The sequence below is a fragment of the Streptomyces sp. NPDC014727 genome (assembly GCF_043083485.1).
GTDB lineage: Bacteria > Actinomycetota > Actinomycetes > Streptomycetales > Streptomycetaceae > Streptomyces.
The window spans coordinates 49,446-72,309 of sequence record NZ_JBIBYR010000015.1 but is presented as its reverse complement, the minus strand read 5'-3'; the positions used below and the strand labels follow the sequence as shown (position 1 = coordinate 72,309).

The following is a 22,864-nucleotide window of genomic DNA, read 5'->3' as shown; positions in this document are numbered from 1 at the left end:
ATGGCCCTGCGGACGGAGACGGACAAGGAGACCGGGGTCGCACTCGTCACCCTGGACCGGCCCGAGAAGCACAATGCGATCGATCTGGCGACGGCCGCCGAACTGAGCGCCGCCTGGCGGGCGTTCCGCTTCGACGACGGGGTGCGGGCCGTCGTCGTCACCGGGGCGGGCGGCCGGGCCTTCTGCACGGGTATCGACCGGGGCGTGGAGGTGCCGCAGCCCTCGTCCCCGTACGCGATCGACGATCCGCTGATCGCGATCGGACCCAAGGCGAACGACCTGTGGAAGCCGGTGATCGCGGCCGTGGAGGGGATGGCCTGCGGCGGGGCGTTCTATCTGCTGGGCGAGGCGGAGTTCGTCATCGCATCGAAGGAGGCGACGTTCTTCGATCCGCACACGACGTACGGCATGGTCAGCGCGTACGAGGCGATCTCCATGGCGCAGCGGATGCCGTTCGGGGAGGTGGCACGGATGTCCCTGATGGGCACGGCCGAACGGGTCACGGCCCGACGGGCGTACGAGACCGGGCTGGTCAGTGAGGTGACGGCGCCGGGCGGCGCGGTGGCGGCGGCGCTGCGGGCGGCGGGAGTGATCGCCTCGTACCCGACGCAGGCCGTGCAGGGGACGGTACGGGCGGTGTGGTCCGCGAAGGAGGCGGCCAGGGCGCAGGCCATGGCCCACGCCTCGCACCTGATCGCGCTCGGGAACCTGCCGCCGGAGCGGCAGGCCGAGTTGTTCCGGGAGCGGGGCCGCGACGGGTTCAGGACACGGTGAGGGTCAGTAGCTCAGCTGGGCCTCGACCCGGCACTTCTTCACCCGGGAGACCTTGCGCGGACTGTCCATCCGCACGGGGACGGTCCTGGTCTCGCCGCCGTCGACGGCGACCTTCGCCTCCCCGGTGTCCACGGTGTTGCCCCGCGCGTCGAGGAACGTCACATCGACTTCGTAGGTGTGTGAGCCGGCCGCGCTCGCCGTGAGCCTGACGGTGGAGGAGGTGACGGCCTTGCGCGTTCCCTTGCGGGGCTGGGCGCAGCGGAAGACGTACGCCTGGAGCTCGTCCGAGGCGCTCGGGGCCGGTGTCTCGTAGCCGCTGTTGCCGGAGGAGCCGCTCGACGAACCGTAGTCGTCGTTGTCGTCGTAGTCGCTGCGGTGGTAGCCGCCGTTGCCCTTCTTGGAGTTGGAGCAGCCGCCGCCGCTGCCGCTGCCGCTTGATCCCTTGCTCTTGCCGCTTCGGCCGCCGTGGCTGGAGGTCGAGAAGCCGGTGAGCGCGAGTACCACCACGACCAGTACCGCGGAAAGCCTTATGTGCTGCCGCATCATCGATGCAGCCCCCCTTGTGTTGTTGTCTGTTTCTGCTGTTGTCGAACGACCGCGCGACACCGTAGCGCAAGGTGCGGGAGGCAGGGGCCGGGCGTAGCGTCGAGTCGGAGAGCGGTGCCGATATGTGACACCGGTCCGCGCACACGCAGGAGGCCGACGATGGTCCGCAACGTCCTCGGCTCGGTCCTCGCTCTCGTGGGAGCGGCGGCCGCCGTGCTGAGCCCCTTCCGAGACTGGTACGACGGCCGTCTGGGACGTCATTACCGGATCGACGAACTGTTCACCGGGATCACCGGCAGCCGGCCCGGACTGCTGGGCTCGATCTGGGTGGCCTTCCTCTTCGCCGCCGTGCTGACCGTGGTGGGAGTGGTGCTGCGGTCGCGGCTGCTGGTGGCGGCCGCGGGCGTGGTGGTGCTCGGGTTCACCGTGCTGTGGATGGTGCGCCAGGGGGAGTCGGTGGGCAGTCTGACCGTCTCGGGCAACGGCTCCGGGCTGCAGTGGGGGGTGGCGGGCGCCCTGGGCGGCGGGGTGCTGCTGCTGTTGGGTGCGGCGTTGATGCCGGGGCGGCGCGGCGGTGGGCGCCGCGCCCCGCGCGAGGGCGGTGACCGGCCGTATGCCGCGCCCGGGTCGCAGGACCCGGACACCTGGCCGCCGACGCAGGAGCCGGGGCCTTCCGTGCAGACGAGTCCGCTGCCGGAACCGGAACCGGACCCGTACACGGGGCCCCCTCCGGGAGCCCGCCGTCCGGGCCCACGGTCCCGGGACACGGCCGCACGCCCGGGGACCGGACCGGAGGACCAGGACACGGCCCCGCACCCCGTCGTACCGGACGAGGGCCCCGGCCCGGACCTGCCCCCGCGCCCCTGAGACCCCGCGTCTCCGAAGCCCTGAGCTCCTGAGGCTCCGAGCCTCCGAGGAACGGGCCGCGAGTGACGCCAGCGCGCTACGTCCGGGCCCGGTTGCCCGTGCCCGTTCCCTTCAGCGCGTCCAGCGCGTACACGCAACGGTCCTTGCTGCACGCGTACACGACACCGCCCCGCGCCACCGGCGAACCCGTGATCTCGCCGCCCGTCGCCAGCTTCCAGCGGAGCTGGCCGCCCGCCGCGTCCAGGGTGTACAGGACGTGGTCGGCGGAGCCGAAGTGGACCCGGCCGTCGGCGACCACTGGGGCGCCCACCACCTCGCCGCCCGCCGCGAACCGCCACTTCGGGGTGCCGGTGACCGCGTCGAGGGTGTACAGCGCGCTCCCGCTGCCGACGTGGACGTTCCCGCCCGTCACCAAGACCGGCTCCAGCGACTGCCGGGCCTCCGTGGCGATGCGCCAGCGGTCCTTGCCCGTGGAGGCGTCGATCGCGTAGACCGTGCCGAGGTAGTCGGCGAGGTACACGCCGCCGCCGGTGACCGCGGGGCCCGGTGCGAACGTGGGCGGCGAGAGGAAGACGGCGGGCGACTCGAAGTGCCAGCGGACATGGCCGGACACGGTGTCGACGGCCAGGACCCGGGCCCCCGCGCTGACGTACACGAAGCCGTCCGCCGCCGCGGTCACCCGGACCGGCACCCCGCCGCAGGAGGCCGCGTCGCCGATCGGGTACGACCAGCGCTCGATGCCGGAACGGGCGTCGACGGCGCGCAGCCGGGCGTCCTGCCAGAGGTAGACCGTGCCGTCGTGGACGACGGGCCCGGCCTCCGCCGTCTCGAAGTCGGTCTGTACGCCGCCGCTCTCCCACAGCTTCTCGCCCGTGGACGCCTCCCACGCCTGGACGCCGCCGCCCCGGGTACCGGTGACGACGGTGCCTCGGTCCGCCTTGAGGGAGTACACCCAGGCATCGGTCTGCAGTCGCCACCGCTCGGTGCCGGTCGCCGCGTCCAGGGCGTACAGCGACGGCCCGTCGGAGGCGTGGATGCGGCCGTCCTCCACCGCCATCACCCAGGCCACGTCCCGGGTCTTGAACTGGCGGCGCCCGTTGCCCACGTCCAGGGCGTGCACCTCGAACGAGGTGACGTAGAGCAGGTCTCCGGCGACGACGGGCGTCCCCCAGACGTCGTTGGACATCCGGAAGCGCCAGGGCCGCCAGCGGTCCGGGGCCGCCGGCGCGAGCTCGGGGGCGTGCGCGGGCGCTGGCAGCGGGGCGGCGGGTGCCGCGCCGTTCGCCCCGACGGGCGGGCGCACCCAGCCGGTCGCGGGGCCGGCGTCCGCGGTGGCCGTGGCGGTGGCCCGGACGTCCTGGGCGCGCGGGCCGGGGCCGATGGGCACCTTCGCGCCTGCCAGTCGTACCGGACCGCCCCCGTCGGGCAGCTGCGCCGCCGCGGCGGCCGGGGAGCGCAGGTCGCCGCCGCTGCGCCAGGCGGTGTCCCGGTCGGTGCCCGGCGGCTGCGGGGGCGGCGGCGGGACCGGTGCCGGGGCGACGGGAGCAGCGGGCTTGCGGCCTCCGCCGCGGCGTTGCTCGATCATCGCGGTGGCGGAGGTCGGCAGCCAGGCCGAGGCCGTGCCGCTGTCGTCGCCGCCGGAGGCGAAGAGGTGCGGGGCGAGCTGGGCCTGCAGATCGGCCGGGGTGGGCCGCAGCCCGGCGTCCATCTGCATGCAGGACTCGATCAGTGGCCGGAGCTCGTCGGGCAGGCCCTCCAGATCGGGGCCCTCGCGCAGCAGCATGAAGACGGTCTCGACGGGGTTGGCACCGTGGAACGGCGCATGCCCGGTGGCGGCGAAGACCAGCGTCGAGCCGAGCGAGAAGACGTCGCTGGCGCCGGTGACACTGCGGGAGTCCCGCGCCTGTTCGGGCGACATGTAGGCGGGCGTGCCGACGGCGACGTTCGTCATGGTCAGCCGGGTGTTGGAGACCCCGGACGCGATCCCGAAGTCGATCACCCGCGGGCCGTCCTCGACGACGAGCACGTTCGACGGCTTCATGTCGCGGTGGACGAGCCCCGCACCGTGGATCGACTGCAGCGCCTCGGCGATACCGGCGGCCAGCCAGCGCACCGCCTGGACCGGCATGGGCCCGCACTCGGTCACTATCTCTTCGAGCGAGGGGGCGGGCACATAGGCGGTGGCCAGCCACGGCACCGCGGCCCGCGGGTCGGCGTCCACCACCGCGGCCGTGTAGAAGCCGCTGACGGCCCGAGCGGCCTCCACCTCACGTGTGAAGCGGACCCGGAACAGCTGGTCCTCGGCAAGTTCCGTGCGTACCGTCTTGATCGCCACCCGCCGGCCCGAAGCCGAGCGGGCGAGATAGACCAGCCCCATGCCACCGGCCCCGAGCCGTCCCAGCACCTCGAACGGGCCGATCCGTCTCGGGTCGTGCTGCGTCAGCTGCTCCACCACTTGCCCTGCCACCTCCCCGTACGGGCCTCAGGAACAGAAGCCCGCGAAAACCCGCCCTGTGCGGCGTCTCACCACTGGGCACCACCCGGCGGTGCGCACCCCGATTGTTCCTGGCTGAGGCCCTGGTTGCGAACCCGGGGGCGGACCTGGGTGTCACAGCTCACTCTGCCCTCTTCTCGGACACAGGGGGCTGAAGTACGGCGAACACGGCACCCTGATCGTCCTGGAGGACCGCCATCCGTCCGTACGGGATGTCGAAGGGCGGTGCCGAGATCCGGCCGCCGAGGCGTACGGCGTGTCCGGCGGTGGCATTGCAGTCCTCGACGGCGAAGTAGGTGAGGAAGTAGCTGGGCATCTCGGCCGGGAAGGCGTCGGTGATGACGCTGCGCCCGCCGACCGCGGTGTCCGGTCCCGGTTCCGTGCCCGCCGGGGACCACATGCGGAAGGCGACGTCGCGGCCGGACTCCGCCGCGCCGGGCCGGGGCGCGCCGGGCCCGGCCTCACCGGGCTCCTCCTCGCCGGATTCTTCCTCGCCGGGTTCTCCCCCGCCGGGCTCCTCCTCGCCCGAGGTGCCGAGGTCGGTGCCCTGGAAGCCGAAGACCTCCTCGTAGAAGGCGTCGACGCGGTCCTTCTGCCGGGTGTGGACCTCGGTCCAGCAGAAGGAGACCGGTTCGTTCTGCTTCTCGAAACCCTCGCGGTCACCGGCCTGCCAGAGCCCGAAGACGGCTCCGCCGGGGTCGGCCGCCTGGGCGACCGCTCCGGCCCGGCCGGCCCGCACGGGGTCGATGATCACCTGGCCGCCCGCCTCTCTGACGCGGGCGACGGACGCGACGATGTCGTCGGTGGCGAAATAGATCCCCCAGGCGGTGGGCATCCGGCCGTCCTGCTTGGCGACGAGTGCGGCGACGAGCTTCCCGCCGCTGAAGGCGTCCGCGTACGGGCCGTCCCCGGCCCGGAAGGTCCAGCCGAACAGCTCACCGTAGAAACGCTTGCCCGCTTCGAGGTCGGGCAGTTGCACGTCCACCCAGCACGGCGCGGATTGCGCGAATGCGGCCATGGGCCCGGTCCCTCCGTCGCGGTCGTTCGCGGTCGTTCGCCGCCGGTTCGCGTTTTGTTCGCAGTTGTCCGCGGTCGTTCCCGGTCGCTCGCGATTCACCACGGTGACGCTCGTCACAGCAAACGTAACCGCGGGTGGCGCGCATCGCCCCCCGACCCGTCCACATCGAACACATTTCCGACGGAAGAGTTCCTTGCTCGCCGCGTCACGGAAAGTTATCCACCGAAGTTATCCACAGGCTGTTGATAAGACTTATCCCCTGTGGGGCGCATGCGTCGATATCCGGCCACTCCCCCCGGCGCGTCTGCGGCGCTCCCCATTTGCAGTCGGCCGAATCGCGCTCCGATCACCCCTCGGTAAGCTGACGGCATGACAGGACAAGTACGCACCGTCGACGGCCGCGTGGCCGGTCGACGCGGACAGGCGACGCGGCAGAAGCTGCTCGACTGCCTCAGCGAGATGCTCAGTTCCTCGCCGTACCGGGACGTCAAAGTTATCGACGTGGCCCGGAAGGCGGGGACTTCACCCGCGACCTTCTATCAATACTTCCCCGACGTCGAGGGCGCCGTCCTCGAAATCGCCGAAGAGATGGCCAAGGAGGGCGCCGAGCTGACCGAACTGGTCGCAGGCCGCTCCTGGGTCGGCAAGGCCGGCTGGCAGACGGCCGAAGAACTCGTCGAGGGATTCCTCGACTTCTGGCGACATCACGACGCGATCCTGCGCGTGGTCGACCTCGGGGCGGCCGAGGGCGACAAGCGGTTCTACAAGATCCGCATGAAGATCCTGAACTCGGTCACCAACTCCCTTACGGACGCGGTGAAGGAGCTCCAGGCCAAGGGCAAGGTCGACAAGGACGTCAGCGCCGCCGCGATGTCGGGATCACTGGTCGCGATGCTGGCCGCAGTCGCCTCGCATCAGAAGGGCTTCACCACCTGGGGCGTGAAGCAGGCCGAACTCAAGCCGAATCTCGCACTGTTGGTTCATCTGGGCATCACCGGCAAGAAGCCGACGAAGTAACGCCGGCACCGGGCCGCTACACGCACCGGGCCATCTCCCGCACTGGGCACACCGCGCGGCCGTTCCGGGCGCCCCAGGTCCTGTCTCACACACGGCGGACCACATGCGTGGTCCGCTGTCTGTGCACCCGGGCCGTTCCACGGATCGCCCCAACAGCCGTTTGCGCGCACTGTTTTCGCACCCCCCACCGGGCGGCTCCCCCGCACCGGGCGCCATGCGCGCCCCTCCCCGGCCATCGCTTCCCCACCCATCGCTTCCGCGTCCGGCCGCATGCAGCCCGGTCAGCCCCCGTCGGTCCCATCGGCCCGGTCGGCCCCGTCGGTCCCGTCGGCCCCGTCGGTCGCGTCGGTCCCGGAGTCGTCCCGGCGTTCCAGTCTGAACAACCGGATCTCCCGCTCGACCCGCGCCTGGTACGTCGCGTAGGGCGGCCAGAACTTCAGCGCCGTCCGCCACACCGCCTCCCGTTCCGGCCCCTCCAACAGCGTGGCGCGCACCGGAATGTTCCGGCCCTGCCAGTTGACGACGGCCCGGTCGGGCCCGGCCAGCAGATTCGCGGTCCAGGCCGGATGCCCTGTACGGCCGAAGTTGCTGCCGACCAGGATCCAGCTCTGCTCCGTCCCGTTCTCCGGCATGCAGGCCAGCGGAGTGGTCCTGGGCCGTCCGCTCCTCGCGCCCGGCACCGTCAGGATCAACGCCGGCAGCATCTGGGCGCTGAGCAGCACCTTTCCGCGTGTGAGCCGGTGTACCGCGCGGTCCATGGCGGGGACGACGTGCGGAGCGATCCTCGCGAACGTGCGGGTGGAGGACACCTTCTGGACCAACCGGACGCCGGGCGCCATCAGACCGCCACCCGCTCGGCCGATCCGGAGGCGGACGGCGCCGGGCCGCCGGACGGCCGCTCGGCGGGTACCCGACCGGCGGGTACCTGACCGGCGGGTACCTGACCGGCGGGTACCTGACCGGCGGGTACCTGACCGGCGGGTACCTGACCGGCGGACGCCCGCCCGCTGCTCGACGGCGCGAACAGCCCGGCCCGGTGCGCCGCATGATCGCGGAGCCGGTGGACGGGGCCGAAGAGCAGTTCGTCGGCGGCGGCCCGCCGGAAGTACGGATGCGCCTCGTGCTCCCCGGCGAAACCGGTCCCACCGGGCAGCTGAACGGCCTCGGCGGTGGTGATCCGCAGCGCCTCCAGCGCCTGGGCGAGGGCGAGGCCCGCGGCCGTCGGCTCCCAGGCCGCGTAGTGCGCGGCGGAGCGGGCCGCCTCCACCCGTACGTACAGATCCGCGAGGCGGGGCTCCACGGCCCGGAGGGAGCCGGTCGCTCCGCCGAGCCGCTCGCGCGCCCTGACGTGTGCGACGGTTCGCTCCAGCGCGCCCGCCGCCGCCCCCACCGCCTCCGCCGCGAGCAGGGCGGCGACCCCGCGCCCGGCCGAGGCGAGTGCGTCGGTCACGTCCACGGTGTCGTCCGCGCCGAGGAGTTCGGCCTCGGCGTCGCGGAGTTCGACGCGGGCCAGCGGGCGGGTCTCGTCCAGCGGGGTCAGGCGGGTGCGGACGACTCCGTCCGCCGTGTCCGGGCGGACCAGGAAGAGGAGCGTACGGCTGCGCGGGAAGCCGCCGGTGTGGGCGGCGACCAGGAGGAGTCCCGCACTGTGCCCGTCGAGGACCTGGACGGCCTCGCCGTACAGCCGCCAGCCCGCCGCGCCGCCGACCGGCCTGGCCTGTACGCCGCCGGCCCGGCCGCCACCCGCCCAGGCGCCGCCGGTGGGGTCACCGGTGAGGCCGAGCGCGATGGGGAGCGAGCCGCCGGGCACGGCCAGGGTCGCGGTGAGTCCGCCTGCGGCGATGCGCGGCAGCAGGGCGGTGCGCTGGGCCTCGGCGCCGAGCGCGACGATCAGGGGCGCGGCGAGTGCCGCGGTGGGGATCAGGGGCGACGGCAGCAGGGCACGGCCGGTCTCCTCGCAGGCGACCGCGAGCTCGGCGAGGCCGCGTCCGGCGCCTCCGTAGGCCTCGGGGAGGGCGAGTCCGGGCAGTCCGGGGTCCCGGGCGAGCCGGCGCCACAGGGCATCGTCGTACCCGTCGGCGGTCCGCACGGCGCTGCGGACGCCGGCGGGTCCGCAGCGTTCGGCGAGCAGCTCGCGCAGGGTGCGGCGGATCTCGTCCTGTTCCGCGGTGAAGGCGGCATCCATCGTCGGACTCCTTCCGGTCAGGGGCCTTCGACCCCCGATCTGACGGCCCGTCATGCTAGGGGTGAATCCACGAGATGCCCAGAGTCGCGCAACGGGAGGCGCGGGTGGGGCCGGGAAGATCCCGGCCGCCGACCGGTCCGCACCCCTCGAATCTGATGTACCGTCAGATTCATGCCTTCTTCCCACCGCAAGGTCGCTGTCGTCGGCATATCCCTCGCCGACTGCGGACGCGTCGACGAGGCCACGCCGTACGCCCTGCACGCCCAGGCCGCCCGCCGGGCGCTCGCCGATTCGGGCCTGGACCGGTCCGTCATCGACGGTTTCGGCTCCGCCGGACTCGGCACGCTCGCCCCGGTGGAGGTCGCCGAGTATCTGGGGCTGAAACCCACCTGGGTGGACTCCACCGCGGTCGGCGGCTCGACCTGGGAGGTGATGGCGGCCCATGCGGCGGACGCCATCGCGGCGGGTCACGCCCATGCCGTACTGCTGGTGTACGGGTCGACGGCCCGCGCGGACATCAGGGCGGGCCGCCGTACGTCCAATCTCTCCTTCGGGGCGCGCGGCCCCCTCCAGTTCGAGGTGCCGTACGGGCATTCGCTGATCGCCAAGTACGCGATGGCCGCCCGTCGCCACATGCACGAGTACGGGACTACCCTGGAACAGCTCGCCGAGGTGGCCGTGCAGGCACGGGCGAACGCGGCGGCCAACCCGGACGCCATGTTCCGCGACCCGATCACCGTGGACGACGTGCTGTCGGGGCCGATGATCGCGGACCCCTTCACCAAGCTGCACTGCTGCATCCGCAGCGACGGCGGCTGCGCGGTGCTGCTGGCCGCCGAGGAGTACGTACCGGACACGGCGAAGGAACCGGTGTGGATCCTCGGTACGGGTGAGCACGCCTCGCACTCCACCATGTCCGAGTGGGACGACTTCACGGTCTCCCCCGCGGCGGTCTCGGGCCGCCTGGCGTTCGAACGGGCCGGGGTGCGGCCCGCGGACATCGACCTCGCCGAGATCTACGACGCGTTCACCTACATGACGCTGGTGACGCTGGAGGACCTGGGGTTCTGCGCGAAGGGCGAGGGCGGCGCGTTCGTGGAGAAGGGCCGGACCGGCCTGACGGGCGAGCTGCCGGTCAACACCGACGGCGGCGGCCTGTCCGCCTGCCACCCCGGGATGCGCGGGCTGTTCCTGCTGGTGGAGGCGGTACGGCAACTGCGCGGCGAGGCGGGCGAGCGCCAGGTGCGCAGGGCCGGCGGCCGGCTGCCCGAGCTGGCGGTGGCGTCGGGGACGGGCGGCTGGTTCTGCTCGTCCGGGACGGTGGTGCTGGGACGGGGGTGAGGGGGGCCGGTCACGCCGGTGCGCTGCAATAGGGCCATGAGCGACGTACACAGGCCCCACGGACAGGGGGCCGACACGCAGGAGACCGACGCGCGGAGAGCCCACCCGCAGAAGACCCACGCACAGCAGAGCTTCCTGGACCTGCTCCACGCCCAGCGGGTCTGGGACGTGGACCTTCCCTCCTTCGACCCGGACACCGCGCCCTGTGCCCCGCTGCCCCTCTTCCACGCCTGGTTCGCCGAGGCCGTGGCCGCCGGGCAGACGGAGCCGCACACGATGTCGCTGGCCACCGTCGACGCCGACGGCCGCCCCGATGTGCGGACGCTGATGCTCCACGGCGCGGACGAGCGCGGCTGGCACTTCGCCACACACCGCACCAGCGCCAAGGGCCGCCAGCTCGCCGCCCACCCGCACGCCGCGCTCGCCTTCTACTGGCCGGCGCAGGGGCGGCAGGTGCGGGTGCGGGGTCCGGTCACCGAGACGAGCCGGGCGGAGAGCCTGGCCGATCTGCACGCCCGCTCGACCGGGGCCCTCGCCGCGGCGCTGACCGGGGCGCAGAGCGAGGTGCTGGGCTCGCGGGAGGAGCTGGCCCGGACCGCCGACGCCGCCTGGGAGCGGGCGCGGGCCGAGCCGGACGCGCAGGTCGCGAGCTGGACGCGGTACGTGGTCGAGCCGCAGGAGGTCGAGTTCTTCCAGGGCGACGCGGAGCGGCGCCACGTACGGCTGCGCTACCGCCGGGACGGCGCGGACTGGACGCGGGAGCTGCTCTGGCCCTGAGGGCTGTCCCGGCGGCCTGCCGGGGCGGCGTCCGTCGGCGGGGCGGCCCACGGACGGACGCCGCCCCGGCAGGCCGTTTTATTCGGTTGAGACAGCAAAGGGGCACTATGGGAGACAGGTGGAGACAGGTGAGGACTGGAGGCACCGATGAGCCGAACCCGTTCCCGTTACGCCGCGGACCGCGGGCTGACCACACGCATGGTGACCACCATGTTCCTGATCGGACTCCTGTACGTGGTCCTGGTCGGCGTGCTGCTCGCGGTGCTGCGCGGCGCCTGGCCGATCATTCTGATCCTGGTGGGCGGCATGTTCATCGCGCAGTTCTGGTTCAGCGACCGCATCGCGGCGTTCAGCATGGGCGCCCGGGAGGTCACCCCCGAGGAGGCCCCGGAACTGCACGGCACCGTCGACCGCATCTGCGCGCTGGCCGACATGCCCAAGCCCCGGGTGGCGATCGCCCGGAGCGATGTGCCGAACGCCTTCGCCACCGGCCGGAACGAGAAGACCGCCCTCGTCTGCGCCACCACCGGTCTGCTCCGCAGACTGGAGCCGGAGGAGCTGGAGGGCGTGCTCGCGCACGAGATGTCGCACGTCGCGCACCGGGACGTCGCCGTCATGACGATCGCCTCGTTCCTCGGTGTGCTCGCCGGCATCATCACCCGCGTCGCCCTGTGGGGCGGCCTGTCCCGCAACAGCCGGAGCAATGACCCCGTCGGTATCGCGATCATGCTCATCCCGCTGGCCAGCGCGGTCGTGTACTGCCTCAGCTTCCTGCTCACCCGGCTGCTCTCGCGCTACCGCGAGCTCTCCGCCGACCGCACCGCCGCCCTGCTCACCGGGCGCCCGTCGGCTCTCGCCTCCGCCCTCACGAAGGTGAGCGGCCAGATGGCCCGCATCCCGACCGAGGACCTGCGGAAGGCGGAGCCGTACAACGCCTTCTACTTCATGCCCGCGTTCTCCTCCAAGGAGAGCCTGAGCCGACTGCTCTCCTCCCACCCGACCCTCGAACAGCGCCTCGACCAGCTGGCCCGCATCTCCGCCGATCTCGCCCGCCCGTAAGGAACGTCCATGGGTCTTCTCGACACCATCCTGGGCCGCAGCAAGCCGGTCCGCCCCGACCTCGACCAGCTCTTCGCCGTGCCCTCCGCCGCGCTCACCCTCCAGGCGGGCGCCGGCTTCACCCCCACCGGTCTGGGCTCTGTCTGCTTCGCGGGCGTCGAGGGCGGCACCTTCGCCCGCATCCAGCAGGACGTGCGCGAACTGCTCGACGCCGACACCGACCGGGGCGGCATCCCGGTGGAGTTCAGCCAGGACACCTACGGCTACACCTGGCTGCTCGCCCGCCAGCCGGCCGATGACACGGCCTCCCTGGTCAACGATCTGCACGCGGTCAACACCTTGCTCCAGGACGGCGGTTTCGGGCCGCAGCTGCTCTGCTCGCTGATCGGCTTCCGGGACGCGCGGGAGCGTCCGCTGGCTCTGGTCTATCTCTACAAGCGCGGCACGTTCTATCCGTTCGCACCCCTGCCCGGCGGCGTCGAGAAGCGGGACAACCAGCTGGAGTTGCAGGTCAGAGCGGTGCTCGGGGACGACCTCCGGATGGAGAAGGACCTGGCCCGGTGGTTCCCGGTGTGGGGGGCGCCCGGATTGTGAACCGGGCACCGAACCCATCCGTATCATCAGGTACATGACTGCTGAGCACCCCGACCCCGCGGGTGCCCCGCTCATCCGTGTCACCGGCACGGCAGGCGTGGGCGGCGTGGTCGTCCGCCACCCCAGCGCGTGGGAGCGGTGGAAGCTGCGGCGCGGCGCACCGCGCTGAGTCATGCCGGATGGACGGCGGAGTCGGGGCCGCCCCACGGCCGGAAGACCGGGACGGCCTCCCCGCCCGCCTCGTGCCGGAAGGTGACCCGGAGCCGCATGCCGATCGCCAGGCCGGACTCCGCGCACTCCACGATCTGCGTCATCATCCGCGGCCCCTCGGCCAGGTCGACGACGGCGGCGGTGTACGGGACGCGGGCGCCGAACGGCGGCAGGTCGTTGCGGTGGACGACGGACCACGTGTACAGCGTGGCGTCTCCGCTCGCCCGCTCCCAGGCGACGTCCTCGCTCCAGCAGTGCGGGCAGAACTCGCGGGGGTAGTGGTGGGCGCGCCCACAGGCGCGGCAGCGGCGCAGCAGCAACCGCCCCCGGGCGGCGGCGTCCCAGAAGGGGCGCGTGAAGGCGTCCGGCTCGGGAAGGTCGAAACGCACGGCGGCCGCGGTCACAGGAAGAGTCCGATCGCTTCGTCGAGCGACCAGGTCTGCCAGGACATCGCGAACAGCGCGACGAGCGAGATGAGCGCCATCATCGCGTTCTGCCCCTGTTCGGCCCAGTCGTGGATCATCAGCACGAGATAGAGGAGGTTGAGCAGGAGTCCGGCGACGAGGGCGACCGGAGTGAGGAATCCGGCGATCAGGCCGAGCCCCAGGGCGAGTTCGGCGTACACGACGAGGTAGGCCATGGCCTTGGGGCGCGGGGCGACGATCCGCCGGAAGCCGGTGCGGACGGCCGCCCACCGGTGCTTGCCCGCCACGTCCGCGGCCCAGGCGATCCCCGTACCACGTTCGAACCAGCCCTTCTTGTCCTTGTGCCGCCAACTCTCCAGCCACCACAGGCCGAGACCTATCCGGAGAACGGCGAGCCACTCGGCTCCGCCGAGCCAGATCGTCTGCATGGGGCCTCCCACTCGCTGAATCTGACGGTACGTCAGTTCACCTGATGGGGGCGGCTCACGCAAGAGGCGTGCGGAATGTGCGCGGGAGGCACACACCCCGCATGCCGGGCGACGCCGGGCCCGCGTGACCCATTCGCAACCGATTCCGGTCTTGACCGAGACCCATCAAGCGAGTGCTTGATTACGCTCCGAACCATGCCCGACAGCGCACGTACCGCCGGTAGCCCCACCCCGGCCCCCATCGACCTCACCGAGGACCGGCCCGTGTACGTCATCGGGGGCGGTCCGGGCGGTCTCGCCGTCGCCGCGGCCCTGCGCGAGCAGGGGGTACGGGCGGTCGTGCTGGAGAAATCGGCGAACGTGGGGGCGTCCTGGCGCCGTCACTACGACCGGCTGCACCTCCACACGACCCGGCGCTGGTCCGCACTGCCGGGGCTCGCCATGCCGCGCCGGTTCGGACGCTGGGTGGCCAGGGACGATGTGGTGCGCTATCTGGACAAGTACGTCGAGCATCACGAGCTGGAGGTGGTGACCGGCGTCGAGGTGTCCCGCATCGACCGGGCCCCGGACGGGGCGGGCTGGCACCTGACCGCGACCGGCGGCCGGATGCTGACCGGCCGGGCCGTCGTCGTCGCCACCGGTTACAACCACACCCCGCGCATCCCCGACTGGTCCGGCCGCGACACCTACACCGGCGACCTGGTGCACGCCTCCGACTACCGCAACCCGGCTCCGTTCGCGGGCAAGGACGTCCTCGTCGTCGGCATCGGCAACACGGGTGCGGAGCTCGCCGTCGACCTGGTGGAGGGCGGGGCGTCCCGGGTACGGATCGCCGTGCGCACCGTGCCGCACATCGTGCGCCGCTCGACCGCGGGCTGGCCCGCCCAGGCGACCGGCATCCTGGTACGCAGACTGCCGGTCCGGCTGGTCGACCGGGCCGGTCGCCTGATGGCCCGGATCGCCGTGCCCGACCTCGCCGCACAAGGGCTGCCGCGCCCGGAGACCGGCCTGTACTCACGGGTCAGGAACGGCGCCATTCCGGTGCAGGACGTGGGGCTGATCGACGCGGTGAGGGGCGGCCGGGTGGTGCCGGTGGCGGCCGTCGAGTCGTTCGACCAGGACGCGGTGGTGCTGGCCGGCGGGGAACGGATCACCCCGGACGCGGTGATCGCGGCGACCGGCTACCACCGGGCCCTGGAGGGGCTGGTCGGCCACCTCGGCGTACTGGACGCGCGGGGCAGGCCGGTGGTGCACGGCGGCCGCACGCCCAAGCAGGCGCCCGGTTTGTACTTCACCGGGTTCACCAACCCGATCAGCGGCATGTTCCGCGAAATGGCCCTGGACGCTCGGAAGATCGCGAAGCGGCTGTCACGCACGGGCTGACTGCTCCGGGGACCGGGGGAAGCGAGGGCCGTCACGTTCGTGCTGAGCGGCCTGCATTCCGACGACCCGTTCGCCGCCCCGTCTGCGTACCGTTGCCGCATGGACGTGTTCGACGAGTTGTTGCGTGGCGTGCGGGGGAAGGGGTCGCTCTTCGGTCGTTCGGTGCTGTATCCACCGTGGTCGCTGAGGTTCACGGACGGCGCCTATCTGACCCTGTGCATGCCGCTGCGCGGCGAGGGGTGGATCGTCCCGGACGGCGGCGGAGGGGGCGGCGACGGCAAGGGCGGGGCGGGCGGCGACGGCAGCGGTGATCTCGCCGCGCGCCGGGTGCGGGCCGGCGAGGCCGCGATCGTACGGGGCCCGGCCCCGTTCGTCTTCACCGACGACCCGGCCACGGGTGCGGGACCGGGTGCGTCCGTACGCGAGGTGCACTGGGGCACCGGCTCCGATGTTGCTCCGGCACCGGCGGACGAACTCACCGGTCCCACGGTACTGTTGGCGGCCTCCTACGATGTGCGGGCCGAGGTACCGCGACGGCTGCTCCAGGTCCTCCCACCGGTACTCGTCGTACCGGACGACCAAGACTGTTCGCCCCTGCACGACTACCTGGAGGGGCAGATCGGCGGGGCGCGGCCGGGTCGGCAGATCGTGCTGGACCGGCTGCTGGACTGGCTGCTGGTGTGCACGCTCCGTGACTGGTTCGACCGCCCGGAGGCGGCCCCGCCCGCCTGGTACCACGCCCTCGGCGACGAGATCGCCGGCCCGGCCCTGAGCGCCCTGCACGAGGACCCGGCGCATCCGTGGACGACGGCGGAACTGGCCGCACGCGCGGGGGTCTCACGGACCACGTTCGCCAAACGGTTCACGGAGCTGGTCGGGGAGGGCCCGGTGGCGTATCTGACCGAATGGCGCATGACGCTCGCCGCCGACCTGCTGAGCCGCCAGGACCTGACGGTGGCGGCGGTGGCCCGCCGGGTGGGGTACGCCGACGCGTTCGGTTTCAGCGCGGCGTTCAAGCGGGTCCGGGGCGTCAGCCCGAGCGCGTACCGCCGTGCGCCCGGGGCGCGGGGCGAGCCGGACCGGGAGGCCCCGGCAGGCTGACGCCCCGCCGCGATCCCCCCGGGGAGATCGCGGCGAGCGGGCTCAGCCGGTCCAGGCGCCCGAGTCGGCCGCCTTGCGCACGAACGCACCGAAGTCCCGCGGCGCGCGCCCCAGCGCACGCTGCACACCGTCGACGACCGGAGCCTCCCGGCTCGTACGGATCGGCTTCAGCGCGTCCGTCCACAGTGCCGCTTCCTCGGGGGAGACCCCCTGGGCGACGAGTCCCTCCCGGAACTCCTGCTCGGCGACCGGGACGTACTTGGCCCGCCGCCCGGTGACCTTCGCGATCTCGCCCAGCGCGTCGTCGATGGTGAGCGCCCTCGGCCCGGACAGCTCGTACAGCTGTCCCTCGTGACCGGGTCGGGTGAGCGCGGCGACGGCGACGTCCGCGATGTCGTCCGCGTCGACGAACGCGGCGGCCCCGTCCCCGGCGGGCAGCGCCAGCTCACCGCCGATCACCCCGTCGCGGAAGACCCCCTCACTGAAGTTCTGCGCGAACCAGCCGGGCCGCAGGATCGTCCACGGCACCCCCGAGGCCCGCACCGCGACCTCCCCCTCCAGGTGCGGCCCGGTCCCGTCGTAGGAATCCCCGAAGTACCCCGGCACGTCGGCGCCCCGGGCGGACAGCAGCACCAGCCGCCCGACCCCGCTCGCCACGGCCTGCTCGACCAGGGCGGGGGTCCGGGAGGGAGTCAGGTCCAGCGGAACGATGTACGCCGCCGCGGCCCCCTCCAGCGCCGCCACCCAGGTCTCCCGGTCGTCCCAGTCGAACGGCGTCGCCCCGGACCGCGACGCCACCCGCGTCACCACCCCTTGTCCCCGCAACCGGTCCACGACCCTGCGCCCGGTCTTCCCGGTACCGCCGATCACGAGTACGGGCCGGTCCGGAGCACTCTGTGCTTCCTGCGCTTGCTGTGCGTTCTGTGTCATACGGAAAGCCTGTCCCGACACCCCGGCCACCGGCCATGTCCCGGAATCCGGAATGGATGTCCGGGCGTCCGCATTAGCCTTTGCCTGCGTACCCATTCCTGACGGGCCGTCAGTTCAGTAACCTGACAGTGTGTCAGCTTCAGGCTGGCCGAGCACGATCACCCGACGGACCTCTAGCAGGAGTGGGCGGAACGATGCTTGGATCGACTCACGGCACCCTCACCACCGACTTCCGCGCCAGGGTGGTGGCCTGCGGCGAAGAGCCGCACGCCATCGTCCACAGCATGGCGGCCGCCGCCGCGGAGGGCGATCTCGATGTCAGCGGCCGTCCGCTGCACGCCCCCGTACCGGACCTGGACCGGTTCTTCCGGCCAGAGTCCGTCGCCGTCATCGGCGCCTCCGACACCGAGGGGCGGCCCAATACCGGGATCACCCGACAGCTGATCGGCTGGGCCGAGCGCGTCGGGGCGCGGCTGTATCCCGTGCATCCCAGCCGGGAGTCCGTGTTCGGGCGGCCCTGTTCCCCTTCCGTCGCGGACCTGCCGGAGCAGGTCGATCTGGCCGTGCTGCTGGTCGGTGATCCGCTCCCGGTCATCGAGGAACTCGCACAGGCCAAGGTGAAGTTCGCCGTCGCCTTCGCCTCCGGGTTCGCCGAGACCGGCGAGGAGGGAGCCGCCGCCCAGGCGCGACTGGCCGCGGCGGTGGAACGGTCCGGGCTGCGGCTGCTCGGGCCGAACACCAACCTCAACGCCTTCGAGAGGTTCCGGGACGACCTGGACGGGCCGGCGATCGCTCTGATCACCCAGTCGGGTCACCAGGGTCGCCCCGTCTACACCCTTCAGGAGCTGGGCGTACGGCTCTCACACTGGGCGCCCACGGGCAACGAGGCCGATCTGGAGACCGCCGACTTCATCTCGTACTTCTCACAGCGCCCCGAGGTCGGGGCCATCGCCTGCTACGTGGAAGGGCTCAAAGACGGGCGTTCCTTTCTCCTCGCCGCGGACCGGGCGGCGCGGGCCGGGGTTCCGGTCGTGGCGGTCAAGGTGGGACGTACGGAGACGGGGGCCAGGATGGCCGCGTCACACACCGGCAAACTGACCGGCGCCGACCAGGTGGTGGACGCGGCGATGCGGCAGTTCGGTGTGATCCGGGTGGACGGGCTCGACGAACTCCAGGACACCGCGGCCCTGCTGGCCCGCGCACGGAAACCGCAGGCCGACGGCGTCGTCGTGTATTCGATCTCGGGCGGCACGGGCGCGCACTTCTCGGACCTGGCGACGGGAGCCGGACTGAAGATTCCCACCCTGTCCGAGGCGAAGCAACGCGAGCTGCACGAGTGGATCCCCGGCTATCTGAACGTGGCGAACCCGGTCGACAACGGCGGCCACCCGGTCGGCGACTGGCGCGGCCGGAAGATCATCGACGCGATCCTCGCCGACCCCGACGTCGGGGTCCTGATCTGTCCGATCACCGGCCCCTTCCCTCCGATGAGCGACAAACTCGCGCAGGACCTGGTGGACGCGGCGGAGACCACGGACAAGCTGGTGTGCGTGGTGTGGGGTTCGCCCGTCGGTACGGAGGACGCGTACCGCACGACGCTGCTGGGCTCGTCCCGCGTCGCCACCTTCCGGACCTTCGGCAACTGCATCACCGCCGTGAAGGCATATCTGGACCACCACCGGTTCACCGCGTCCTACCGCTCCCCCTTCGACGAGGCGCCGCGCACGCCGTCGCCGTCGTTCCGCAAGGCGCAGGCACTGATGCGCCCGGGACACCAGCTGAGCGAGCACGCGGCGAAGCAGTTGCTGCGGGCGTACGGAATCCGCGTTCCGCGCGAGCAGCTGGTGACCAGCGCCGCCGCGTCCGTCCGGGCGGCAGGACTGGTCGGCTACCCGGTCGTCATGAAGGCGTCGGGCGCCCGGCTCGCCCACAAGACCGAGCTGGGCCTGGTCAAGGTCGGGCTCACCTCCGCGAGCCAGGTGCGCGACGCGTACCGCGAACTGACCGACATCGCGCGGTACGAGGGCATCGAGCTGGACGGCATCCTGGTCTGCCAGATGGTCGAGCGGGGCGTCGAGATGATGGTCGGGATCACGCAGGACGCGTTGTTCGGGCCGACGGTGACGGTCGGGCTCGGCGGTGTGCTGGTCGAGGTGCTGCACGACGCGGCGGTGCGCGTACCGCCGTTCGGCGAGGATCAGGCGCGGTCGATGCTCGACGAACTGCGTGGCCGAGCCCTGCTGGAGGGCGTACGCGGCGGCCCGCCGGTGGATGTGGACGCGCTCGTCGAGGTCGTGCTGCGGGTGCAGCGGATGGCCCTGGAACTGGGCGACGACCTCGCCGAACTCGACATCAACCCGCTGATGGTGCTGGGGCGGGGGCAGGGCGCGGTGGCACTGGACGCGCTGGCCGTCTGCCGCTGACCGATCACCCTGCCGACCGCCTCGATGGCCACGCCACCGGCCACACCACTCACCCAGGAGTTGCCTCATGCCGTCCTCCCCCGAAGACACCGCCGAGTCCACCGAACCGCTTGATTCATTGGTACTCCACGCCACTGACAACGGCGTCTCCTGGATCACGCTCAACCGTCCCGAGGCGATGAACGCCGTCACCTGGGACCAGCGGGAACGCGTCATCGCTCTGCTCGCCGACGCCTCCGCCGACCCGGCCGTCCGGGCCGTCGTCCTCACCGCCACCGGCCGCGGCTTCTGCGCGGGCGCCGACCTGCGCGGCGCCCCGGCGACGGGCGACCGGGTACCGGGCGAGGTCGCCCGCACCATCCGGCTCGGCGCCCAGCGCCTGATCGCCGCCGTCCTGGACTGCGAGAAGCCGGTGATCGCGGCCGTCAACGGCACGGCGGCCGGCATCGGCGCACACCTCGCCCTCGCCTGCGATCTGGTGCTGGCCGCCGAGTCGGCGAAGTTCATCGAGGTGTTCGTACGCCGTGCCCTCGTGCCCGACGGCGGCGGCGCGTACCTGCTGCCGCGCCTGATCGGCCCGCAGCGCGCCAAGGAGCTGATGTTCTTCGGCGACTCGCTCCCGGCGGCGGAGGCGGAACGGCTGGGCCTGGTCAACCGGGTCGTCCCGGACGAGGAACTGACAGCGACGGCCCGAGCCTGGGCCCAGCGGCTGGCGGACGGCCCGACCCGTGCGATCGCTCTCACCAAGCAGCTGGTGAACGCATCGCTGGACGCCGACCGGGCCACGGCGTTCGCGGCCGAGGCGATGGCCCAGGAGGTCAACATGACGACGCACGACGCCAACGAGGGCGTGGCGAGCTTCGTGGAGCGGCGTGCTCCGAAGTACCGGGGCCTGTGAGCGGCCCTGGGGCGCTCACGTCATCCCTCTCCTGATACCGGGTGGGACTGCCCGGGATCCGCAGCAACCAGACCCCTCCGGTGCTATGCGGCCGGAACCTGCCGGTTGGCGTGGGCCACCAGCGGGTCCCGGCCACAGTCCGCCTACTCCTCGGCGAAGACATCCTCGACGGAAGCAGCGCCGGGAGCACGCAGGAGCCAGCGACTCAGAACGTCGAGATCGGAACAGCCCGTGATCCGCTCGCGCGCCTCGTCGGGCACATCGACACCGGCCTGGGCAAGGAAGAGCAAGATGCCCCGCGCAATTCCCTCTGCGCGGCCTTCCGTGCGGCCTTCCGCGCGGCCTTCCGCGCGGCCTTCCGCTCGGCCTTCGTCCCGGATTTCCTCCGACATGAAGGACTTGTAAAAGGAAAGATCCACGGCCACCAGGTTCCTCCACTGTTGTGCGGCCGGGACCCGCCGGTCGACGAGGGCCACCGGCGGGCCTCGGCCGCAATCCGCCTACTCCTCGGCGAAGACATCCTCGACGGAAGCGGCGCCGGGAGCACGCAGAAGCCAGCGACTCAGAACATCAAGATCGGTACAGCCCGTGATCCGCTCACGAGCCTCGTCGGGCACATCGACACCGGCCTGGGCAAGGAAGAGCAAGATGCCCCGCGCGATGCCCTCCGCGCGGCCCTCGTCCCGGATTTCTTCCGACATGAACGACTTGTAAAAGGAAAGGTCCACGGCCACCAGGTTCCTCCACTGTTGTGCGGCCGGGCGGTTGCCCAAGCCTTGTGCGGTGAGTTCGACGATGGGGTTGGCGATGGTTTCCGGTACGTCACGCAGAGCGGTCGACAGCGTTTTCAGTATGGCACCGATGTCCGGATCGCCTGCGTGTGTGATCGCCGCCAGCGTGGCCAGCGCCAGGTCCTTGCGAGCCTCGGCCACATCCTTGATCACTGGCATGTTGTGCGGGCCCGCGACGAGGGCCTGCAGGGTGAGCACGGGCGATTGCGGGTGGCCCACACGGAACGGGCGTGCAGCCCATTCGGCGGTCGCTCTGTCCTGGCAGACGACCAGCAGCATGGGATGCAGCTTGTACTTCGCCTGAAGGTACGACAGGTAGTACATCCAGCTCGCGGGCTTGTCCGGGTCCTTCTTGCCCTGGGCCTCGATCGCGAGGAGGTACGACTGGTCGTCCTCCATGTCGATGCGCAGCAGGGTGTCGACTCGGCGTTCGAGGGGCCTGTTCTCGGTGAGGTCCGTGGGCATGACGGTGGCCGAGGCGGGTGGGCCGATCTCGACCCCCAGTACCTCGGAGACGCGGGAGAAGAGCCCCGGGTACTCCTGAAAGATGCGGTGCATCGCCTCGTGGGACGAGCTGACCATGTGGGTTTCCTAGAGTTGTCGAACGGTCGGATGGGAGTTGTCGGTCCGGCAGTCGGGGCACTCTCCTGACTCCGCCGCGCGGAATGCCCGGTCGCAGCTCTCGCAGTTCTGCAGCGGGAAGGGCCGGGGCGGGACATCGGCCGGGGATCGGAACAGAGGCAGTGGCGGCAGCCGGGCCGTGAGCCGGTACGCGAGGAGCCCGGCGGGGCGGAGCAGCCGTTCGGGTGGGAGTTCGCTGGTCAGGGCGTGTTCTACGGCCGCGGGGCCGACCTCGCGCTCCAGCCATGCGGCGACCCCCGGGGCCAGGATGTCCACGTCCTGCACGGAGAGCAGCAGGCGCGGTTCCTTGTGGTGCAGCCCGGCAAGCAGGTCGGCGGCGGCCCGGAGGAGGGACGCCGCGGGAAAGGCCGGTTGCGGTACGAGCAGGGGCGTGGACCGGCTGTGCGGGGTGCGGTCGCGGCGCGGGGTGGGCTCGCGGCGCGGAGTGGGCGCGCGGCGTGGTGTGGGCAGAGTGCGGGCCGCAGATCCGAGCGGACGCGTGCCGTCGGCTGCGGCCTCCCGGCGTGGTCGGCCGGGCGCGGGCGGCCGGGCCTTTCGTTGCGGGTGCGTCGGACAGTCACGACCCGGCCGGGTGTCCGCGGGCCGCCGGTCGGCAGGCTGGTTGCAGGTGACGGTACGCGTGACGATGCGGCCGTCGGCCAGGCGCGTGCGGGTGCGTCGCAGGTAGCCGTGGGCTTCGAGTTCGCGTAACGCGGCGGCGATCCGGCCCTCGCTCTCAGGGAAGCGGGCGGCGAGGTCCTTGATGCCGATCCCGGCTCCGGCGGGCAGCGACTGGATGTGCGCGGCGAGCCCGATCGCGGTGAGGGAGAGCTCTCGGTGCTGGGTCAGGTGGTTGCCCACGACCGTGAAACGGCTGGGGTGCCGGGAGTTGTTGTGCACTACACCGGAGTACGGCGCGGCGTCTCCGCGTGTGCGGGACGGGGGGCGCGAGAGCGCGCTAATCTGCTGGGTATCCATCGGG

At 72.1% G+C, this 22,864-nt stretch carries 22 protein-coding genes and 1 pseudogene; 12 read left to right on the top strand and 11 right to left on the bottom strand.

Annotated elements, in window-relative coordinates; genetic code table 11:
* Entirely contained in the window at positions 1-774 is a 774-nt protein-coding gene (locus tag ACF1B9_RS23355) for an enoyl-CoA hydratase/isomerase family protein (RefSeq protein ID WP_391738657.1), read from the top strand.
* 3 nt (positions 775-777) lie between these two features.
* On the opposite strand, the gene ACF1B9_RS23350 is transcribed toward ACF1B9_RS23355, so the two are convergent.
* Positions 778-1,320 (bottom strand): hypothetical protein, encoded by a 543-nt coding sequence (locus ACF1B9_RS23350; protein ID WP_391738655.1) that lies wholly within the window; start codon positions 1,318-1,320, stop codon positions 778-780.
* Positions 1,321-1,479: 159 nt separating this feature from the next.
* Between ACF1B9_RS23350 and ACF1B9_RS23345 the strand changes: the two genes are divergently transcribed.
* On the top strand, positions 1,480-2,187 hold the full coding sequence (locus ACF1B9_RS23345) for a hypothetical protein (RefSeq protein ID WP_391738654.1): 708 nt from the start codon (positions 1,480-1,482) through the stop codon (positions 2,185-2,187).
* A gap of 76 nt (positions 2,188-2,263) precedes the next feature.
* Here the strand turns inward: ACF1B9_RS23345 and ACF1B9_RS23340 are convergent, their stop codons facing one another.
* Both ACF1B9_RS23340 and ACF1B9_RS23335 read right to left on the bottom strand, forming a co-directional pair.
* Positions 2,264-4,642 (bottom strand): PQQ-binding-like beta-propeller repeat protein, encoded by a 2,379-nt coding sequence (locus ACF1B9_RS23340; RefSeq protein ID WP_391795937.1) that lies wholly within the window; start codon positions 4,640-4,642, stop codon positions 2,264-2,266.
* A gap of 160 nt (positions 4,643-4,802) precedes the next feature.
* The gene (locus ACF1B9_RS23335; RefSeq protein WP_391738652.1) at positions 4,803-5,699 is read right to left on the bottom strand and encodes a VOC family protein; all 897 of its coding nucleotides are present in this window, start codon (positions 5,697-5,699) and stop codon (positions 4,803-4,805) included.
* A gap of 369 nt (positions 5,700-6,068) precedes the next feature.
* Here ACF1B9_RS23335 and ACF1B9_RS23330 point away from each other — a divergent pair, with 369 nt between their 5' ends.
* Complete coding sequence (locus tag ACF1B9_RS23330) at positions 6,069-6,716, top strand: TetR family transcriptional regulator (RefSeq protein ID WP_351072558.1); 648 nt, start codon at positions 6,069-6,071, stop codon at positions 6,714-6,716.
* 362 nt (positions 6,717-7,078) lie between these two features.
* Here ACF1B9_RS23330 and ACF1B9_RS23325 read toward each other — a convergent pair.
* Together ACF1B9_RS23325 and ACF1B9_RS23320 are read right to left on the bottom strand one after the other, a co-directional pair.
* A pseudogene (locus tag ACF1B9_RS23325) lies at positions 7,079-7,555 on the bottom strand (nitroreductase/quinone reductase family protein); the annotation flags it as partial.
* Positions 7,555-8,901, bottom strand: coding sequence for an acyl-CoA dehydrogenase family protein (locus ACF1B9_RS23320; protein ID WP_391738651.1), 1,347 nt, complete (start codon positions 8,899-8,901; stop codon positions 7,555-7,557). The gene ACF1B9_RS23320 and the pseudogene ACF1B9_RS23325, both read right to left, overlap by 1 nt.
* Before the next feature lie 171 nt (positions 8,902-9,072).
* On the opposite strand from ACF1B9_RS23320, the gene ACF1B9_RS23315 reads away from it, so the two are divergent.
* The 5 genes from ACF1B9_RS23315 (at position 9,073) to ACF1B9_RS23295 (ending at position 12,841) form a co-directional block, all read left to right on the top strand.
* The gene (locus ACF1B9_RS23315; RefSeq protein WP_391738650.1) at positions 9,073-10,242 is read left to right on the top strand and encodes an acetyl-CoA acetyltransferase; all 1,170 of its coding nucleotides are present in this window, start codon (positions 9,073-9,075) and stop codon (positions 10,240-10,242) included.
* Between the two features lie 36 nt (positions 10,243-10,278).
* Complete coding sequence (locus ACF1B9_RS23310; protein ID WP_391738649.1) at positions 10,279-11,019, top strand: pyridoxal 5'-phosphate synthase; 741 nt, start codon at positions 10,279-10,281, stop codon at positions 11,017-11,019.
* Positions 11,020-11,166: 147 nt separating this feature from the next.
* Entirely contained in the window at positions 11,167-12,078 is a 912-nt protein-coding gene (gene htpX / locus ACF1B9_RS23305; RefSeq protein ID WP_391738648.1) for a zinc metalloprotease HtpX, read from the top strand.
* Positions 12,079-12,087: 9 nt separating this feature from the next.
* On the top strand, positions 12,088-12,672 hold the full coding sequence (locus ACF1B9_RS23300; protein WP_351072547.1) for a hypothetical protein: 585 nt from the start codon (positions 12,088-12,090) through the stop codon (positions 12,670-12,672).
* A 34-nt stretch (positions 12,673-12,706) separates the two neighbouring features.
* Positions 12,707-12,841, top strand: a complete 135-nt coding sequence (locus ACF1B9_RS23295; RefSeq protein ID WP_391738646.1) for a hypothetical protein — start codon at positions 12,707-12,709, stop codon at positions 12,839-12,841.
* A 1-nt stretch (position 12,842) separates the two neighbouring features.
* Here the strand turns inward: ACF1B9_RS23295 and ACF1B9_RS23290 are convergent, their stop codons facing one another.
* Complete coding sequence (locus ACF1B9_RS23290; RefSeq protein ID WP_391738645.1) at positions 12,843-13,286, bottom strand: Zn-ribbon domain-containing OB-fold protein; 444 nt, start codon at positions 13,284-13,286, stop codon at positions 12,843-12,845.
* Positions 13,283-13,735 (bottom strand): DoxX family protein, encoded by a 453-nt coding sequence (locus tag ACF1B9_RS23285; protein ID WP_356483294.1) that lies wholly within the window; start codon positions 13,733-13,735, stop codon positions 13,283-13,285. The genes ACF1B9_RS23290 and ACF1B9_RS23285 overlap by 4 nt, the downstream gene beginning before the upstream one ends.
* A gap of 195 nt (positions 13,736-13,930) precedes the next feature.
* Between ACF1B9_RS23285 and ACF1B9_RS23280 the strand changes: the two genes are divergently transcribed.
* Positions 13,931-15,118, top strand: a complete 1,188-nt coding sequence (locus ACF1B9_RS23280) for a flavin-containing monooxygenase (protein ID WP_391738643.1) — start codon at positions 13,931-13,933, stop codon at positions 15,116-15,118.
* Positions 15,119-15,217: 99 nt separating this feature from the next.
* Positions 15,218-16,219, top strand: coding sequence for an AraC family transcriptional regulator (locus ACF1B9_RS23275; RefSeq protein ID WP_391738642.1), 1,002 nt, complete (start codon positions 15,218-15,220; stop codon positions 16,217-16,219).
* Between the two features lie 42 nt (positions 16,220-16,261).
* Here the strand turns inward: ACF1B9_RS23275 and ACF1B9_RS23270 are convergent, their stop codons facing one another.
* On the bottom strand, positions 16,262-17,149 hold the full coding sequence (locus ACF1B9_RS23270) for an NAD(P)H-binding protein (RefSeq protein ID WP_391738640.1): 888 nt from the start codon (positions 17,147-17,149) through the stop codon (positions 16,262-16,264).
* A gap of 194 nt (positions 17,150-17,343) precedes the next feature.
* Here ACF1B9_RS23270 and ACF1B9_RS23265 point away from each other — a divergent pair, with 194 nt between their 5' ends.
* Together ACF1B9_RS23265 and ACF1B9_RS23260 are read left to right on the top strand one after the other, a co-directional pair.
* Positions 17,344-19,572 carry an acetate--CoA ligase family protein gene (locus ACF1B9_RS23265; protein WP_391738638.1) on the top strand — a complete coding sequence of 743 codons (2,229 nt, stop codon included), beginning with the start codon at positions 17,344-17,346 and terminating at the stop codon, positions 19,570-19,572.
* A gap of 67 nt (positions 19,573-19,639) precedes the next feature.
* Positions 19,640-20,470 carry an enoyl-CoA hydratase/isomerase family protein gene (locus ACF1B9_RS23260; protein ID WP_391738637.1) on the top strand — a complete coding sequence of 277 codons (831 nt, stop codon included), beginning with the start codon at positions 19,640-19,642 and terminating at the stop codon, positions 20,468-20,470.
* A gap of 143 nt (positions 20,471-20,613) precedes the next feature.
* On the opposite strand, the gene ACF1B9_RS23255 is transcribed toward ACF1B9_RS23260, so the two are convergent.
* The 3 genes from ACF1B9_RS23255 to ACF1B9_RS23245 all read right to left on the bottom strand — a co-directional run bounded on the left by ACF1B9_RS23255 (position 20,614) and on the right by ACF1B9_RS23245 (position 22,860).
* A complete protein-coding gene (locus ACF1B9_RS23255) occupies positions 20,614-20,889 on the bottom strand; it encodes a hypothetical protein (RefSeq protein WP_391738636.1) in 276 nt (91 codons plus the stop codon).
* A gap of 81 nt (positions 20,890-20,970) precedes the next feature.
* Positions 20,971-21,843 carry a hypothetical protein gene (locus tag ACF1B9_RS23250; protein WP_391738635.1) on the bottom strand — a complete coding sequence of 291 codons (873 nt, stop codon included), beginning with the start codon at positions 21,841-21,843 and terminating at the stop codon, positions 20,971-20,973.
* 9 nt (positions 21,844-21,852) lie between these two features.
* Positions 21,853-22,860, bottom strand: coding sequence for a helix-turn-helix domain-containing protein (locus ACF1B9_RS23245; protein WP_391738634.1), 1,008 nt, complete (start codon positions 22,858-22,860; stop codon positions 21,853-21,855).
* Between the last annotated feature and the right edge of the window lie 4 nt (positions 22,861-22,864).